Annotated in this window: 13 protein-coding genes and 1 pseudogene; 8 read left to right on the forward strand and 6 right to left on the reverse strand. The window is 51.1% G+C overall.

What is annotated here, in order from left to right:
- The first annotated feature begins 15 nt into the window (after positions 1-15).
- The 8 genes from OR601_RS01700 (at position 16) to OR601_RS01735 (ending at position 10,990) form a co-directional block, all read left to right on the forward strand.
- The gene (locus OR601_RS01700) at positions 16-1,536 is read left to right on the forward strand and encodes a class I SAM-dependent DNA methyltransferase (protein ID WP_265591999.1); all 1,521 of its coding nucleotides are present in this window, start codon (positions 16-18) and stop codon (positions 1,534-1,536) included.
- Positions 1,536-2,708, forward strand: coding sequence for a restriction endonuclease subunit S (locus OR601_RS01705; RefSeq protein ID WP_265592000.1), 1,173 nt, complete (start codon positions 1,536-1,538; stop codon positions 2,706-2,708). Before OR601_RS01700 ends, OR601_RS01705 begins: the two co-directional genes overlap by 1 nt.
- 59 nt (positions 2,709-2,767) lie before the next feature.
- Positions 2,768-3,739: a site-specific tyrosine recombinase/integron integrase gene (xerA, locus tag OR601_RS01710; RefSeq protein ID WP_265592001.1), complete on the forward strand. Its 972-nt coding sequence runs from the start codon at positions 2,768-2,770 to the stop codon at positions 3,737-3,739.
- A 22-nt stretch (positions 3,740-3,761) separates the two neighbouring features.
- On the forward strand, positions 3,762-4,862 hold the full coding sequence (locus tag OR601_RS01715; protein ID WP_265592002.1) for a restriction endonuclease subunit S: 1,101 nt from the start codon (positions 3,762-3,764) through the stop codon (positions 4,860-4,862).
- Positions 4,863-4,916: 54 nt separating this feature from the next.
- Positions 4,917-8,303 carry a DEAD/DEAH box helicase family protein gene (locus OR601_RS01720; RefSeq protein ID WP_265592003.1) on the forward strand — a complete coding sequence of 1,129 codons (3,387 nt, stop codon included), beginning with the start codon at positions 4,917-4,919 and terminating at the stop codon, positions 8,301-8,303.
- 201 nt (positions 8,304-8,504) lie between these two features.
- Positions 8,505-8,708, forward strand: a complete 204-nt coding sequence (locus tag OR601_RS01725) for a DUF4926 domain-containing protein (protein WP_265592004.1) — start codon at positions 8,505-8,507, stop codon at positions 8,706-8,708.
- 489 nt (positions 8,709-9,197) lie between these two features.
- A complete protein-coding gene (locus tag OR601_RS01730) occupies positions 9,198-10,268 on the forward strand; it encodes a hypothetical protein (RefSeq protein WP_265592005.1) in 1,071 nt (356 codons plus the stop codon).
- A gap of 437 nt (positions 10,269-10,705) precedes the next feature.
- Complete coding sequence (locus OR601_RS01735) at positions 10,706-10,990, forward strand: type II toxin-antitoxin system RelB/DinJ family antitoxin (RefSeq protein WP_265592006.1); 285 nt, start codon at positions 10,706-10,708, stop codon at positions 10,988-10,990.
- Between the two features lie 318 nt (positions 10,991-11,308).
- Here the strand turns inward: OR601_RS01735 and OR601_RS01740 are convergent, their stop codons facing one another.
- The 6 genes and pseudogenes from OR601_RS01740 to OR601_RS01765 all read right to left on the reverse strand — a co-directional run bounded on the left by OR601_RS01740 (position 11,309) and on the right by OR601_RS01765 (position 15,688).
- Positions 11,309-13,246: a tellurite resistance TerB family protein gene (locus OR601_RS01740; protein WP_265592007.1), complete on the reverse strand. Its 1,938-nt coding sequence runs from the start codon at positions 13,244-13,246 to the stop codon at positions 11,309-11,311.
- A gap of 252 nt (positions 13,247-13,498) precedes the next feature.
- Positions 13,499-13,708 (reverse strand): hypothetical protein, encoded by a 210-nt coding sequence (locus OR601_RS01745; protein ID WP_265592008.1) that lies wholly within the window; start codon positions 13,706-13,708, stop codon positions 13,499-13,501.
- Positions 13,709-13,792: 84 nt separating this feature from the next.
- A complete protein-coding gene (locus OR601_RS01750) occupies positions 13,793-14,059 on the reverse strand; it encodes a DUF4177 domain-containing protein (protein WP_265592009.1) in 267 nt (88 codons plus the stop codon).
- Positions 14,060-14,149: 90 nt separating this feature from the next.
- Positions 14,150-14,821 (reverse strand): Ltp family lipoprotein, encoded by a 672-nt coding sequence (locus OR601_RS01755; RefSeq protein WP_265592010.1) that lies wholly within the window; start codon positions 14,819-14,821, stop codon positions 14,150-14,152.
- A 313-nt stretch (positions 14,822-15,134) separates the two neighbouring features.
- Positions 15,135-15,413 (reverse strand): annotated as a pseudogene (locus tag OR601_RS01760) (type II toxin-antitoxin system YafQ family toxin).
- Positions 15,413-15,688: a type II toxin-antitoxin system RelB/DinJ family antitoxin gene (locus OR601_RS01765; RefSeq protein WP_265592011.1), complete on the reverse strand. Its 276-nt coding sequence runs from the start codon at positions 15,686-15,688 to the stop codon at positions 15,413-15,415. Before OR601_RS01765 ends, OR601_RS01760 begins: the two are co-directional and overlap by 1 nt.
- Positions 15,689-15,769 lie beyond the last annotated feature (81 nt).

Consider the following 15,769-nt stretch of genomic DNA (forward strand, 5'->3'; position numbering starts at 1 on the left):
AGAAAGGAAGTCTTTATGATTACTGGTGCTACCAAAAATAAAGTAGACGCTATTTGGCAGAAGATGTGGGAAGGCGGCATTACCAACCCGCTGGACGTCATTACCAACATTACCTACCTTATGTTCATGCGCCAGCTTGACGAAAAGGAACTCGCTGCCGAACGCATGGAGGACATGGTCGGCGAACCACAAGAGCGTATCTTTCCTGAATCCTATACAAACGATCGCAATGAGGTAATCCCAGGATGCGACATGCGCTGGAGTAGCTTCAAGGACAAGCGTGCGGAGGACATGTACCGTATCGTGGATCGCTTTGCATTCCCCTTTATCAAGACTCTGGGCAATGAGAACGCTTACTCTCGCGCCATGGCGAATGCGACCTTCGGCTTTCCGGCGGGTAAGCCTATACTCCTGGAGAAGGCTGTTACTGGCGTCGACGAGTTGCTACGCGATTTCGACGATCATATTGGTGATTTGGGTGACCTTTACGAGTACATGCTTTCCAAGCTCTCTACAGCAGGTACTAACGGGCAGTTTCGTACCCCGCAGCACATCCGCTCTATGATGGTTGAGATGGTGGACCCCAAGCCTGATGAGCTCGTCTGCGATCCAGCCTGTGGCACCGCCGGTTTTCTCATCTCGGCAGCCGAGCACATTCGCACCAAGTACGAGAACAGCATGACGACCGAGCAGTGGGATGCCTTCTCTGGCATTAACGGCGCAGCACCTCAATTTAGCGGCTTCGAGATGGATCAGACCATGCTTCGTATTAGTGCCATGAATCTCATGCTCCATGAGGTATCCTCGCCCGATGTACGCTACCTTGACAGCGTCTCTCAGAAGAATGACATCTCTAGCAAATTCGATGTGATTCTAGCAAATCCACCCTTCACTGGATCTGTGGACGTGGAAGGTATCGACAAAGGCCTGCGTGCCATTGTCGATACCAAACAGACCGAATTGCTCTTCATAGCGCTGTTCCTGCGCATGCTTAAGGCGGGCGGGCGCTGTGCGTGTATTGTGCCCAACGGTGTGCTATTCCGAAGTAACTCTAAGGCTTATCGGAAGCTGCGTCGCGAGCTGGTGGAAAATCAGAAGCTTGAGGCCATTATCTACATGCCAAGCGGCGTATTTAAGCCCTATTCGGGTGTGAGTACGGCTGTACTCGTGTTCACCAAAACTGATGCGGGTGGCACTGATGACGTATGGCTCTACAACATGGAAGGTGACGGATTCACGCTCGACGACAAGCGCAACCCTGATGAGAAGCACGACGATATCCCCGATATTCTTTCGCGTTGGCGCGATCTTGATACCGAGGCTGGCCGAGAGCGCACCGAGAAGAGCTTCCTAGTATCCAAAGCCGAGATTGTGGAGAACGACTACGACTTTAGCTTCAACAAGTACACCAAAACCGAGTATGAACACATAGAGTATCCACCTACTAGCGAGATACTAGCTGAGCTGGACGACTTGAATGCCCAGCTGACTGCCGGTTTGACCGAGCTCAAGCAAATGTTGGGCGGTGAGCTCTAATGGCAAACAAACCCCGATTTGAGGGGGAGCGGGTGCGACTGTCAGATGTCTGCATTTTGGTTATGGGCCAGTCGCCATCGTCAGCAAGCTATAACTCTGATGGCATGGGTCTACCCTTCTATCAAGGCAACGCAGACTTTGGAGATACTCATCCTATTGCCAAGACATGGTGCACGGATCCCAAGAAAATAGCAGAGCCAGGGGATGTTCTCATATCGGTCCGAGCTCCTATTGGATCTATTAATGTAGCAAATGAAAAATGTTGTATCGGACGAGGTGTTGCAGCTATGCGACCTCATAATGAATTGGTGTCAGGACCTTATCTCGTTCACCTACTGCGTTCCAATCGTAAAACGCTTGAGGCGATTGGAACGGGCAGTACTTTTAAGGCTATCGGGAAAAAGGCCCTTTCAAATTTCAAGGTCAACCTATACAGCCTTGCTGAGCAACTAAGCATTAGCAAGAAGCTTGAGCAGACATTGGTTTGTATCAAGCTAGGAGAACTACAGCTCTCTCATCTTGACAACCTCGTCAAATCACGGTTTGTCGAGATGTTTGGAGGCGCTTCGAGTATCAAAAAGAAATGGAGATCATCCATTCTGAAAGACTGTGTTGAGTCACTAGAGTCAGGCAAAAGCCCAAGTTGCAAGAGTATTCCTCGCAAGGAGCTGGGCCCTGGTGTATTGAAGCTGAGTGCCCTCTCTTCGGGGAGGTTCATCTCAAGTGAGAACAAGGCAATGCTTGATGGTGAGTTAATCGTTCCCGCTAAAGAGGTCAGGCGTGGCGATATTTTGATTGCGCGGAAGAATACCCCAGAACTTGTCGGTTCATGTGTACTTGTTCATGAGGATGTGAAAAACCTGATGTTTCCCGACATTGTCTTTCGCATGCGTCCAAACGTTAATGTTAACGGAGAGTACCTCGCTATGCTGCTTTCAGGTCCTTCCTATTCGGGCGAGGTCAAAGGTCTTGCTCATGGATCTAACAAGTCGATGTCGAATATTCCGAAGTCAGAGCTTGCCAAACTACCTATTCCGCTACCTCCTCTCGCTCTCCAAGAGGAGTTCGCCGACTTTGTCGCGGCCGTCGACAAATCGAGGTTTGTGATCCAGCAACAGATTGACAAGCTAAAGACTCTCTATGACAGTCTCGCACAGGAGTATTTCTCTTAAAAACTAAGTTAGGTAAATCTATGGGAACCTTCTGACAATGCAAACGACAGGAGGTTCCCATGCTCTATGAAAGCCAGTCTGCACGCATGATCGAGCGCGAGATGTCTGCGCACTTGGATGGTGCTCAGATGAAAAAGCTACATGAATGTCTTGTCCGAGTTATGGGCGAGCCCGTATCCGAACCGCCTAGCAACGAGACACTTCTAAAAAACTTTCTGAGTGCAAAGGCGGTCGAGGGGTGTTCGCCGCGCACTATCCAGTACTACACGGTTACGCTTGAACATTTCATTGAGTCCATTACGTCGCCGCTTCATGTAGTCGATACTGCCGAGGTCAGGGGATATCTCGCCTCTCGTGCAGCTGCGGGCAAAGTGACAAATGTTACACTCGACAACATCCGTCGCATCATTTCGAGCTTTTTCTCCTGGCTTGAGGAAGAAGAGGTCATCTACAAGAGCCCGGTCAAACGTATCAAAAAAATCCGCTCAGTTGCAGCGGTTAAGCCTGTCATCACTGACGAGGAAATGGAAGTCATTAGGGACTCGTGCGGAAGTCTTCGTGACAGGGCGATTATTGACCTCTTGGCCTCGACAGGGATGCGTGTCGGCGAGCTCGTGCGACTTGGCCGGGAGGATATCGACTTCGAATCGCGCGAGTGTATTGTGCATGGCAAGGGAAATAAGCAGCGCAAAGTGTACTTTGATGCCAAGACCAAGATTCACCTGCAGAGCTATCTCAAGCAGCGCAGCGATGATAGCCCATCACTATTCGTCTCACTTAAGGCTCCATATAAGCCACTCAACATCAACGGTGTTGAATTGAGGCTTCGCGAGATTGGCCGCCAATCATTGGGTATCAGACTCCACCCGCATAAGTTTCGTCGCACTATGGCAACTCGAGCTATAGACAAAGGTATGCCCATCGAGCAGGTCCAAGTATTGCTGGGGCACAGTAAGATAGACACTACTTTGTGTTACGCCATGGTTGACCAGCAAAACGTGAAGCGCTCGCATTGCAAATACATAAGCTAAACCCCGATTTGAGGGGGAGCGGGTGCGACTGGGCGACGTATGCAAGGTGGTTTCTGGAGCAACGCCGAAATCAAAGAATCCAGACTATTGGGGTGGCAATATAAAGTGGGTTACGCCGGCTGAGCTAGATGATGGAAGCCATTACATAGCGGATACGGCGAAGCACATAACGGAAGCCGGGTTTTCGAGTGCGAATCTGCATATGCTCCCAGCCGGCACTGTTCTCCTTACAACACGTGCACCCATTGGAAAAGTTGCCATTACACAGGCAGAAATGTGCTGCAATCAGGGATTTAAGAACCTAATTTGTTCCGATGTGATAAACAACGAGTTCCTATACAGAGTACTCAGATTTCATTCCTCTGCACTTCAGGCAATGGGTCACGGTGCGACTTTCAAGGAGCTTTCGAAGAAAAACATTGAATCTTTTGAGCTACAGATTCCTTCTTTAGTTGCTCAGAAGAATGTCGTTGCGGCACTTGAGGCCGTTGAGCGGCTGATACTTCTCGTCAGCAAGCAGCTTTCCCTCCTTGACAACCTTGTCAAATCACGGTTTGTCGAGATGTTTGGGGACCTATGCGAGGGTGAGACTATATATCCGCCACGTTCAATTGAGGACCTTTGCAGCGATTTCTTGGGCGGAGGGACGCCTTCCATGAAACATCCTGAATATTTCGGTGGTGAGATTCCATTTATCAAATCCGGGGATGTCAAAAATCGAATTGTGTGCGAAGGGGATCTTTCGATTACAAAAGAGGGTCTCTTAAATAGTTCAGCAAAGCTTATTCCTACAGGGGCAGTAATTGTTGTAATTCGTAGCGGAATTCTTAAGCATACGCTGCCCGTCGCTTTGGTTGGATGTGAAGTAGCAATTAATCAAGATATAAAGGCATTAATTCCAGCTAGTGGAGTAAACTCGTTATACCTGCAGTGGGCGCTACTTGTTTCCGAACCACTGATTCTCTCTAGGGTTAGAGCGACAACTGCAGACAATATCGAAACAAAACAACTAAGAAAATATATGATTCCGCTACCTCCTCTCGCTCTCCAAGAGGAGTTCGCCGACTTTGTCGCGGCCGTCGACAAATCGAGGTTTGTTGCTGAATACAATAGAAAAGTATAATAACGAGTTAAAAGCAAACGAAGTGTTAGCCAGTAAGTAAGGCAGGTGCTGGTCGTGAACTTTGATTTCCTCAAGCGGGACGACGGCTACTACAGCTTATTTGCCGATGCCTGCATCGAGGCAGAGAAAGTCTTTCCCGCATCGGCCGCCATGTGTGCTGTAGGTTGCCGAAAGGCACTTGAGCTCGCTGTGAAGTGGGTCTATGCCATCGATGAGTCTATCAGTATGCCTTACCGTGACAATTTGGCTTCACTCCTCCATGAGCGTTCGTTTATGGAAGCAGTTGACGAGCGCGTGTGGCGCAAGCTTATTGGCATTAATAAACTAGGGAATCTGTCGGTCCATACTGATCGCTCCGTAGCACCACAGGATGCTGTTCTTGCACTGCGCAGTCTTTTCGAGTTCACCGACTGGATTGACTACTGCTATGGTCCTGATTATGTCGAGCGCACCTTTGATGAGCGAAAGATTCCTGCTCATGGCATACAACTTACCGCGTCTCAGATAAAGGCCATCAAGAAACGTGAGTCCCTCCTTAACGAGAGGGATGAGGAAATCAAGTACCTTGAGGCTGAATTAGCTAAGCTCTCTGCACAAGTAAGCCAAGCAAAAGAACAAAACAAGCGCCAACGTGACTTCAATCCTGAAGATATTTCCGAGTTCGAGACGCGCAAGCGCTACATCGATTGGGATCTGGCGCTTGCCGGCTGGAAGCTAGGTGAAAATGCGCTTGAAGAGCGCGAAGTACATGGAATGCCCGCGGAGCTAGGAAACAATGCTGGCACTGGATATGTGGACTACCTGCTTGTCGGAAAAGACGGTCGTCCACTAGCCGTGGTGGAGGCGAAGCGTACTTCGCACTCTGAGCAGAAGGGCCTGAAACAAGCCCGACTATACGCTGCCTGCCTGGAGAAGGAATTCGGCTACAAGCCACCAATCTTTCTCACCAACGGTTTTACCACATTGTTCGCCGACGACGAAGTCGGCGCACCCCGTCCTGTAAGCGGTGTCTTCTCGCAAGACGATTTGCAGAGGCTCCTCAATCGGCGCACATCGTCCATCAGGCCGTCGACGATTTCGGTGAACAAGACCATAGCCGGCGGAGGCAGGCGCTACTACCAGGATGAGGCTATTCAGCGCGTCTGCGCCAACATAGAGGCAGCTCATCGTAAGAGCTTACTGGTTATGGCTACAGGCACAGGTAAGACTCGCGTCTCGGCAGCCCTTGTCGACGTGCTCATGCGTGCGGGTCTGGTGAAGAATGTGCTATTCTTGGCCGATCGCGTGGCTCTTGTGCGGCAGGCGAAGCATGGTTACCAAGACTACTTGCCCAACGTGTCACTGTGCAACCTGTGCTCTAACAAGGATGACCGCAATGCCCGTGTTGTCTTCTCCACATATCCCACCATTATGAATGCCATTGACAACGAGCGAAATGAGGACGGTGACCGCATGTTCACGCCGGCTCACTTCGACCTCATTATCGTTGACGAAGCACATCGCTCTATTTTTAAGAAGTATCGCGCCATTTTCGAATACTTCGATTCGCTCGTGGTGGGCCTTACCGCCACGCCTGCTAATGAGGTGGATCGCAATACGTACGACTTCTTCGATGTGGAGCGTGGTGTGCCTACTTATGTCTACGAGTATAAGACGGCAACCGAGGTGGATCATGTATTAGTGCCGTACTTGGGAATAGAGACGCACACGGGCTTTCTCGACGAAGGCATAACCTATGATGATCTTTCTCCTGAAGAGCGTGAACAATTTGAGGACGACTTCGAGGAAACCGGCCAGGAAGTACCCGACAAGGTGGATGCCGCTGAGATTAACCGCTGGGTGTTCAATGAAGCGACAGTCGACAGCGTACTGGTGACATTGATGGAGAAAGGTATTCACACACAAGGTGGCCAGGAGCTGGGCAAGAGTGTTATTTTTGCGCAAAGCCAGAAGCACGCACGCTACATTGTAGAGCGGTTTGGCAAGCTCTACCCCGGTCTTCCTGGGGACTACATTCAGGCTGTGGTGCATTCCGACGACTATTCTCACGCTGTTATAGACGACTTCGAACTCAAGACACGTCCCGTCATTGCTGTTTCGGTGGACATGATGGATACCGGCGTTGACGTACCCGAGATCGTAAACTTAGTTTTCTTTAAAAAGGTGCGCTCCAAAATCAAGTTCTGGCAGATGATCGGTCGCGGCACGCGTTTGTGTGAGGGGCTTGAAGTTGTGGACCCAATCGATGGAAGGACGCATGAGAACAAGGAGCGGTTCTTCATCTTCGACTGGTGTCGCAATTTCGAGTTCTTCCGTGAGAATTCCAAGCCTGTAGAAGGTAAGCTTGCGGTCACGGTGGCCGAGCGGGTATTTAGCCGTCAGGCGGAGCTTGCGGCTGCATTGCAGGAGAGTGCATTCGCGGGCGAGGAATATCAATCATGGAGGGCGCGACTGGTGGAAACCATGCGTGGCCAGGTAGTCGCGCTCAACGATGAAATTTTCACCGTGCGTGCTCACAGACGCGAGGTAGAGAAATACCGGCGCGTGGAATCCTACATGCTGCTCTCCTCAGTGGCGCTTTCCGAGCTGAAGAATCCAATTTCCATGCTTGTTGTTAACAACGAACCCGATCTCTATGCATTGCGTTTTGACAGCCTTATGTACGGCTATATGGTGGCCAAGTGCCGGGAACAAAATGTTGATTCTTATAAGACGCGTGTCGTCTGGATGGCGAGACACTTGTCTTCTTTGGCGACAGTTCCGCAAGTCAAAGAGCAGCTCCCCCTTATCGAGCGCGTGGCGGACAGTCAGATGCTTGACGAGGCTGGTCTGCTTGAATTGGAAGACGTGCGCATGAAACTGCGCTCGCTCATCAAGTTCATTATCGGTGGCTCGCAACGCCGTGACGTGGTGACGCACTTGGATGATCCAGTTAGCCGGATAACCTACGGTGTGACTGCAGACATTGGCGACGATTTCGAGGACTACAAGCTCAAGGTGGAACGGTACCTTAAGGATTATGGTAATAGCCTTGTTATCAACAAACTACGTACTAATAAGCCCATGACGGAGTACGAGTTCGGCTTGTTGGAACGCATATTCACCCACGACCTGGGAAACGCTGAGGACTACACTCGCGCATACGGCGACACACCGTTCGGTTTACTGGTGCGTAAGATAGCGCATCTTGACCGAGATGCTGCCATGGAGGCGTTTGCGAGCTTTTTGAATGACCAGAGTCTGAACGAGCAGCAGATATCGTTCATCAAGCGTGTGGTGGACTACGTGGTGGAGAATGGTTACATGGAGCCTAAGACGCTCAATAAACCGCCGTTTGACCGACCAAGGTCATTCATGCAGATATTCAGCGCACAACAGCAGATGGATTTGGTAGGAGTAATCAAATCTATTAAGGAAAACGCCGTTGAGCCCGTGGCATAGTAACTGTGTGGCAGGAGTTTACATGAAGGCAAATGAGGCTAACCTTTTTGATCTCATGGGCGTGATGAAGATGCAGTTCACCACTTCTATGTGCCAGTGTGTCTATGCGTGGGGCGAAATGGCTTAGGTTTGCTAGCCAATAAAACTTGAACCAGAATTGATGGCTGCTTTCGTAATCTTTCGTAGTGAAGGAGAGGAAGAATGCTTAATGTAGGAGATATCATTAAATTGAGGAGGGCTTTCGAAGATGACGTCTTACCGGTGGGTGCTGAGGGTGCGATTATCATGCGTTTCGATGAGCCGTCCGAGGGTTATGAGGTGGAATTCTTTGATGAAGAGGGCCACATAAAGGCCATTCTTACACTTGAACCGAGCGATTTTGACCTAGTTCGGCAGGAGAAGTAAAAAAACTGAACACCAAAAGTTGAACCAAACCAGATAGAAGGGTGCGGTATGTACAAGTTGGGAGTCATGAGAGCTTATACAGAGGCTGAAAAGCGAATAGCTGTGATCATCTACTTAATGCCGGGGGCTCTGTGCCTGGGCTGTTAAGTTAGTGGTATACGCTTCCGTGATCACCCTTATGGCCTATGCCAAGAGAGACTCCTCGATGGAGCAAGCTGGAGCGCTGTTTCAAGGTGTTTTCTTGCGAGATCCGACAAGCCACAATAGGATCCGCTGTAATCTTAGGGGCTTATTTCTCGTAGGCTATAGGGAGAATCATCAGAATGCTCAGGCGTAGGCGGCTCACAAAATGGACTCACTTCATCTATCGATGAGTCGACTCTATGTATGAACGTCTAGGCAGCAGGTTGTTAAAATGGCGCTTAGAGTCGAATGCTTATAAAACGAGCGCGGCTGACTTCGGGCCAGTACTCATAAGGCAGGTATTGGATGTTCTACTGGAATAAGCACGTCTCTGTTGATCAATTCGATTCAGTGAATGACTACGTCAAACGTAGTGAAGCGGACAGACAGGATATATGTCTGAGCGTTCCAGAGATCATTAGATATTCGATTGCAAATGCGAGCTTCAAAGGGCGCGTCGGAAAGTCCTTGAGAGGGGTTCTATTTTACGCGGCTCCGGTTTTGGCTGCTTTGAAACCCGCATATGACCATTTTGGCATGTCGGGCATCTATGAGTTCGCAGAAAGCTCTTTTAAATCATCTATTTCGTTCCAGATAGGCATGCTTGCAGCACATGCTGTCTTCGAGAAGATTCTGAATAGAGACCAGCGTGGTTGTCTGCTGCTGCATGGCAAAGACAGTAATAGCGTCACGATTGATTCTGACTCAAAAGAAAGCCCAGATTTTGTTGGTGTTGATTGTCAGGGTCCATATGTTCTGTTGGAGGCGAAAGGCAGTAGCAAGAGCCGTGTTGATTGCAACAAAGTTGATCACGCTAAAGAGCAGCTCGATATTAAGGGGATAGAATACACCTTTGGCATGAATAGGCAATATGTTCCATCTGCACAGCTTTCGAAACATGTGGTTACATCCGCGTTTGAATTATGCGCCGGAATGCAAGATAAAGCTCTCTATTTCTCTGATATTGACCCTGAAGGTGAAAGTGACACAGTAATTTATCTGAATATGCCAAGAGCGATAGCCAATTATTACGCGACTGTCATGAACGCTTTGGGCTCAGATGAATATGTAGTTAGCTCTAAAGAATTCCATGGGCATAAATTTAAAATCACACGAATCGGTCCATATATGACAGTCGGGTTGATGGAAAAACTCTATCAACCTCTCTCGGACATCACCAATAGTCTTGATGACCACGTGAGAGAGTCCTCAATAAAAGGGCTGTTCAACCTCTTGCGAGAATACGAACCGAGAACAAGTGAAGTACGTAGTGACGAGGCTGAAGAACAAAATCTATCGTTGGGTCCAGATGGGCTTCTGGTTGAAGTTAACGATGAGAGCCTTCTTCACTATTTATGTGAATACGAGCATTTTTAAAGATATATATAGTCATATCTTGAGTTGAGAATCGCATTTTCCCAACGCAGCACTGTCACTCTTTGATCGGGGGGGCGCTCCATCCCGTTGGAGCCGTTTCCGTCCATGTGGCCAGTCAGGCGCAATCGAACTGCGTTTCCGCAGGTCAAATATGCCACTCTTTGGTCGAGTAAAAAATCCTCAAGTGGTTACAGGGCATATAGTCAGTGCTGACTATATGGTGACTACACGGTTTTCGCTACAGGAGAGTGGAATAAGTTCCAGGTCGCTCATCCTGCGGACTACATAAAACAGGCCATGCAACGATTGAGCGGGAGTGAGAAGACTTCGCACTTAACGAATAACTTGCAGTCGCTTAGTTGGCGGTCGCAACACATAAACATGGCATTACAGATATACAATATTTGACAAAATGAGACTATGTGCTAGGGGTTACTATGGCTACCGTAGTAGCTACCGAGTCTATTTCCGCCAAGCTCCGCCAGGACGAGAAGGACCGTTTCTCTGCCGTTTGCGATGAGATTGGCGCTTCCCCGGGCAATGCCATCCGTATGTGCATCCCCGCATTCAATCGCCGAGGTGGCTTCCCCATTCGACCCCTCGAACCCCATGGGTTTAGTCCTGAGACGCTCGTCGCGATGGACGACGCTGCTAGGGGCAGGAACCTCTCTGACCCTTACCATACTGCCAAGGGGGCCATGACTGCGCTCGATGAGGAGTAGCCCACGTTAGAGCTAAAGTTTACGGCGAAGTTTAAGAAAGACTATAAGCGCATCAAGAAGCAGGGTTAGAACCTTGCAAAGCTCAAGCCTGTTTGGGGCTATAGTTCTATCGGGCTTGCTTGGATTGGAAACTAGCGGATGTAGTGGCTGAAATCGAATGGAAGACGACGCGAGATGAAAAAAGCATCTTTGAAAGAGCTTAGCTTTTGTCTACCAATAGATCTGAGTTCGTCTTCGTCTGGCTGATTCGCGCCGTTTTCAAGGAGCTATGAGAGAAGGTGTGGTCAATTGTTCTATTCCTTCTCATTTCAACACGGATTAGAGCAAAGCCTTTACCCTCTTGTCGTAGATCTTGTCGAGTTCCGACTGCACGTACTCCTCTTTGAGCTTGGCAACGAAGCGCGTGTCCGAGAACAGTCGGTAGACGAGCACTGCTGCTCCTCCCAGGTCGAGGCACTTGGGATTCTTCGTGATTGATGTCTGTACGATACTGCTCGAAGCTGCGATGGTGTCGGAAATGAGAATGATCTTCTTGGTACGCACCTGGTACATCTCGGTGCAGTAATCCGTCTCACCGTTCTTGAATATCAGCGAGCAGCCGTGAAGCGCCGCTATCAACCAATTGATAAGTATCGTCATGCCTGCCTGCATGCCAACTTTTAATATGTCACCAGTGCTGACGTATTTGGTAAGAGCCTCGGTGTGTGCTTTGTCGAGAACGAGATTGGCGAACGGGATCTGTATCCCGCACGGTGTGTAGAGGTCTGTGCCGATGTGGATCAGCTGCTTGATCAGGGCCGCCGTGGCGGCATCCGGCTCGCTCACGACGCGCCTTCCCGCCGCGACCAGCATCTCCACGGTCCCGGTGGGCGCCCCGATCAGCGGGTTCTTCCCGAAGGCGTCATAGGAGACCGAGTAGGTCGCGGGGATCCGCGCACCGATTCCGAAGACGTTGGCGTCCTTCACGCAGGTGATGCTGTTGGTCATGATGTTCGAGGTTCCGAACACGAGGCCGAGCACCGGGTCGTGGCCGAGGGTCGCGAACCGATGGTTGGCACCTTTGAAAATCTTGAGGTTCTCCGCCTCGTAGCGGGTCGCGTCGTAGGGAACGCCCCGCGCCGTGAGAATGTGGTGCTTCGATGCATGCAGGCGACGTGATTCACTGGTCCCGGTGTCATCAAAACCCGAGAAAACGCGGTCCTGGAAGCTGTGCAGGGCGTCTTCCTTGGCGTTGCCCGCTCCCGCCCGCTCGACCTCCGTCAGGGAGTTGATGATAAGCATGCGGGCGACCTGGAGCATGGTCGCGGCGACGACGAAGGCCGCGTCGGCGTCCTGCAGCTTCGTCCGCTCCTTGAACTCGCGGTCGATGCGCTCGAGGTTCTCGCCGTACTCGCGGACGGATTTCTTGACCGCCTGCTCGGCCCAGCTCTCGTCGACCGCCACGCAGGCCGCCCTTGCCGCCATGTAGTCAGCGAAGAGCCTGCAGGCGTGCTCCTCTTCCTCCGTCACCTGACCGTCCGAGGCCGCGGCGACCTGCAGCTGCTCGGCGATGGAGCCCAGCGACACGATGCTCACGTTGTCCAGGCAGTCCTTGACCCGGTCGAAGGACAAGCCCTCGTCGTCCGCGATTGCCTGCACCTTCGCCTTCACGTCGTCCGGGAGGCCGCCGTCCAGCTTGAGGTAGTCGAGGCCGTCTTCGAGCCACTCCTGCTCCTCTTGGGAGAAATCGCCGTCGCAGCGCATCAGGAAGCAGAGCGTCGCCACGTAGGCGTAGATGAAGTTGTGTCGCTTCTCGCCCGCAAGGTAGGCTCCTTGTTTGATTCCATCGCGGAACCCCTTGATGCGTGCTGTGCGGAGGCGTGTGGAGAACGAGTTTTCCTTGATGGCGTTAATGCTGCCTTCAACAGTCGACGCGGCGCCGGATTCAAGGGAAGATGCACCCTGGGCAACGCCTATGGCGGCGCCGACGGTGATCCCGCCTACCGCGCTCGCTGCCCCCGCAACTGCTTTGCCCATATCGGATGATGCGATCTGTTCACCTGCATTCGATGCGCCTTCTATAACCGAGCGCATGGCGCTGCCGACGGCTTCGGATACCGAGGCAGACACATCAACGATGGCGCTTCCCGCGCCTTCGGCCACGCTTGTGGCACCTTTGGCGGCGGACTCAATGGCGGCCGACGCGCCTTTTGTCAGCTCTCCGGCAGCTTGAGTGGCTTGGGATAAGGCTTCTCTGAGATCGAATCTGAACGCCATTCAGCATCTCCTGACATGAGCGGATCTTGCGTGAGATGTACTTGCGCAATTGATGCAACACAGCACACAAGATGTATCTCTCGTATTCTTAATTATCTCACTGTGCGCAAGCTCCTTGCCCGACTGTCGGAGCGAGGGTCTTGGCTATTCTGTTCGACTGTGATTTCGATTTTCCGTTGTTAACTCCACTCAACATCACTAACTGCGCAATGGGCGTAGGATGTGAGCGTGAGAGTCTTATTCCAAAAAGCGCTAGGAAAGCAGGCCATACTCCTTGTACATCGACAGCATTCGTTGGTACATCAACTTATTGGACATGTGCTGCTTAAACGTCACGGATTTCTCTCGCCCCTGCGCCTTTAATTTATCCCTCTCGGCCTGGGCAAACTCCATCTGGTTCTTGACGTCCTCAAGCATGGACTCGAAGGCTTTGAGGCGATCCTCATCTGACATGTTGTTCATGGTGGTGGCCTACGACTCCTACATCTGATTCGTTAAAGAGAAGACTCTCCGTTACTGGAGAGTCTTCTCCCGCTAATTCCAGTTCTAGGCGATCTTCTCGAACACCATTGTAGCTTGGATGCGATCTCCGCCACCAAGCCCCTTGCTGCCTCCGTTGGCGGTGCTGATAGTGTGCAAGCGATAGCCTTTCTGCGCCTGTTGGTTGATGACTGTCTCAAGCTCAGTGAGGTTTCCTGATCCGGTGCCCAAGAACTTTTCCTTAAGTGTCACTTGGAGCACGACATATTGATACGAGCCGCCCGATGCAGTGGAGTAAGACGATTCTTGCTGCAATGTGTCGAACAATCCCATGGCAATCACTCTTTTCTGTAGAGCCAATAACGGCGGGGATACCGAGAAGTCTCAGCTGTGGTACCTGGAGTTTCTCGGTAGCGCGAATCGCTAGTCGTTTAGGTGGTCGACTGCGTATTGAGCCTCTTCAGGTGTGAATCGCTCGCCGTAATCAGAGGTGAGTTGGTCGTAGATGTTGTTGGGCGACATCGACATCATGTCTTGGTAGTCCTTGGCTTTGGCCAGCGCGTTGGCAGACCAGTCGCAGGAAATGTTATCGACAGCGTACTGGGCTTCTTCGGGAGTGAACTGCTCGCCATATTCAGAGATGAGCTGGTCGTAGACGCCCAGCTTGGACATATGCATGGAGTCTGCGTAGTTTTGACCCTTTGCCAGTGCGTTGGCGTTCCAGTCTGCCGTCAGGTTGTCGATGGCATACTGAGCGGCTTCTGCCGAGAAGTTCTCGCCGTACTCAGAAGTGAGTTGGTCATAGACGCCCTTTTTGGACATATGCATGCGGTCGCTATAGGTTTGTGCTTTTGAAAGGGCCGAGCGATATTCTGCGGGGACTGACGTGTCTTCTTTGGGAGCTTCTTCTTTAGGGGCTTCTTCTGCGGGTTTTTCGTCCTGTGTAGGAGCTTTGGTGGTGGGAGCCTGTTCCTGGGTGGTTTCCGCTTGGGCTTCAGGCGTCTTGGAAGGGGTCCCGCCACATCCAGCCAAGGCGAGGACAAGACAGAGGGCGAGACCAGGAGCGACCAGCATGTGCGACAGAGTGCGTTTCATAGCGTGAGTCCTTTCGATAGAACTGAGCCTGTGAGCAGCGCCTAGAGGGCAATGCCTTCAGGCGAAGCCGTTAATTTGCAGAGTATATTAAGATTTAAGCTTGGGGTGTCCATGGCATGGGACTCAAAGAGGTTTATCTATGTGCACATACGAAAGCTGAGGATGCGCGCAAATCTGTCAGGCCATCTGCCCTGGCTTTTCTGGGTGCTCCTCAATTGTTCGAGTGCGATTCTCTGCCATAGAGCAGTTCAACTTCCAGACAGTGATTGCGTAATAGGCCCGCTGACGCTTCAGCAGGCCTATTCCAAATGACTCATTCGTCGAAGAGGTCGCTATGGGTTCCAGTGCGCACGAGCGTGAGGACCATGATGTTATCGGTAATTTTGTATATGAGCAGCCAGTCGGCTCGGATATGGCATTCCCAGTGCCCGGACCAATTCCCGGAGAGCATGTGAGGCCGTCAGCGGCTGGGTAGAGGCTCGTCATTGGCAAGCGTCTCGATGATTGTACGAAGCTCGTCTTTGGGAAGCCCACGTTTGATTGCAGCCTTGTAGTCTTTCTTGAATCGAGATGTTTGGCGGATCTCCCTCATCACTCAGCATCCAAATCAGCAAATAACTCGTCAATACTTGAGTAACCTTTGGCATTAGGATCCGTTGCGATGTGGTCGGCCTCATGCATCGCAGCAAGCGTCTCGGCGTTGGGAACATCGCGCGTGGGGCGGAACGGGAGGCCCTGCTCGCGTACGGCCTGGCGTAGGAATGTATTGACAGCCGTGGAGAAGTTCATTCCAAGGTCGGCGAAGAGACGGTCAGCTTCCTTTTTCAGCTGGGCATCTGTGCGTATGCTAGTGGTTATTGTATTCATGGTTACCTCCTTGTATTGCATGATACATCTATTGCAATACAAGTGACAATCGCTTAACTGCCAATGGCGACATTTATCTAA

Source organism: Leptogranulimonas caecicola (assembly GCF_023168405.1).
Taxonomy (GTDB): Bacteria; Actinomycetota; Coriobacteriia; order Coriobacteriales; family Atopobiaceae; genus Leptogranulimonas; species Leptogranulimonas caecicola.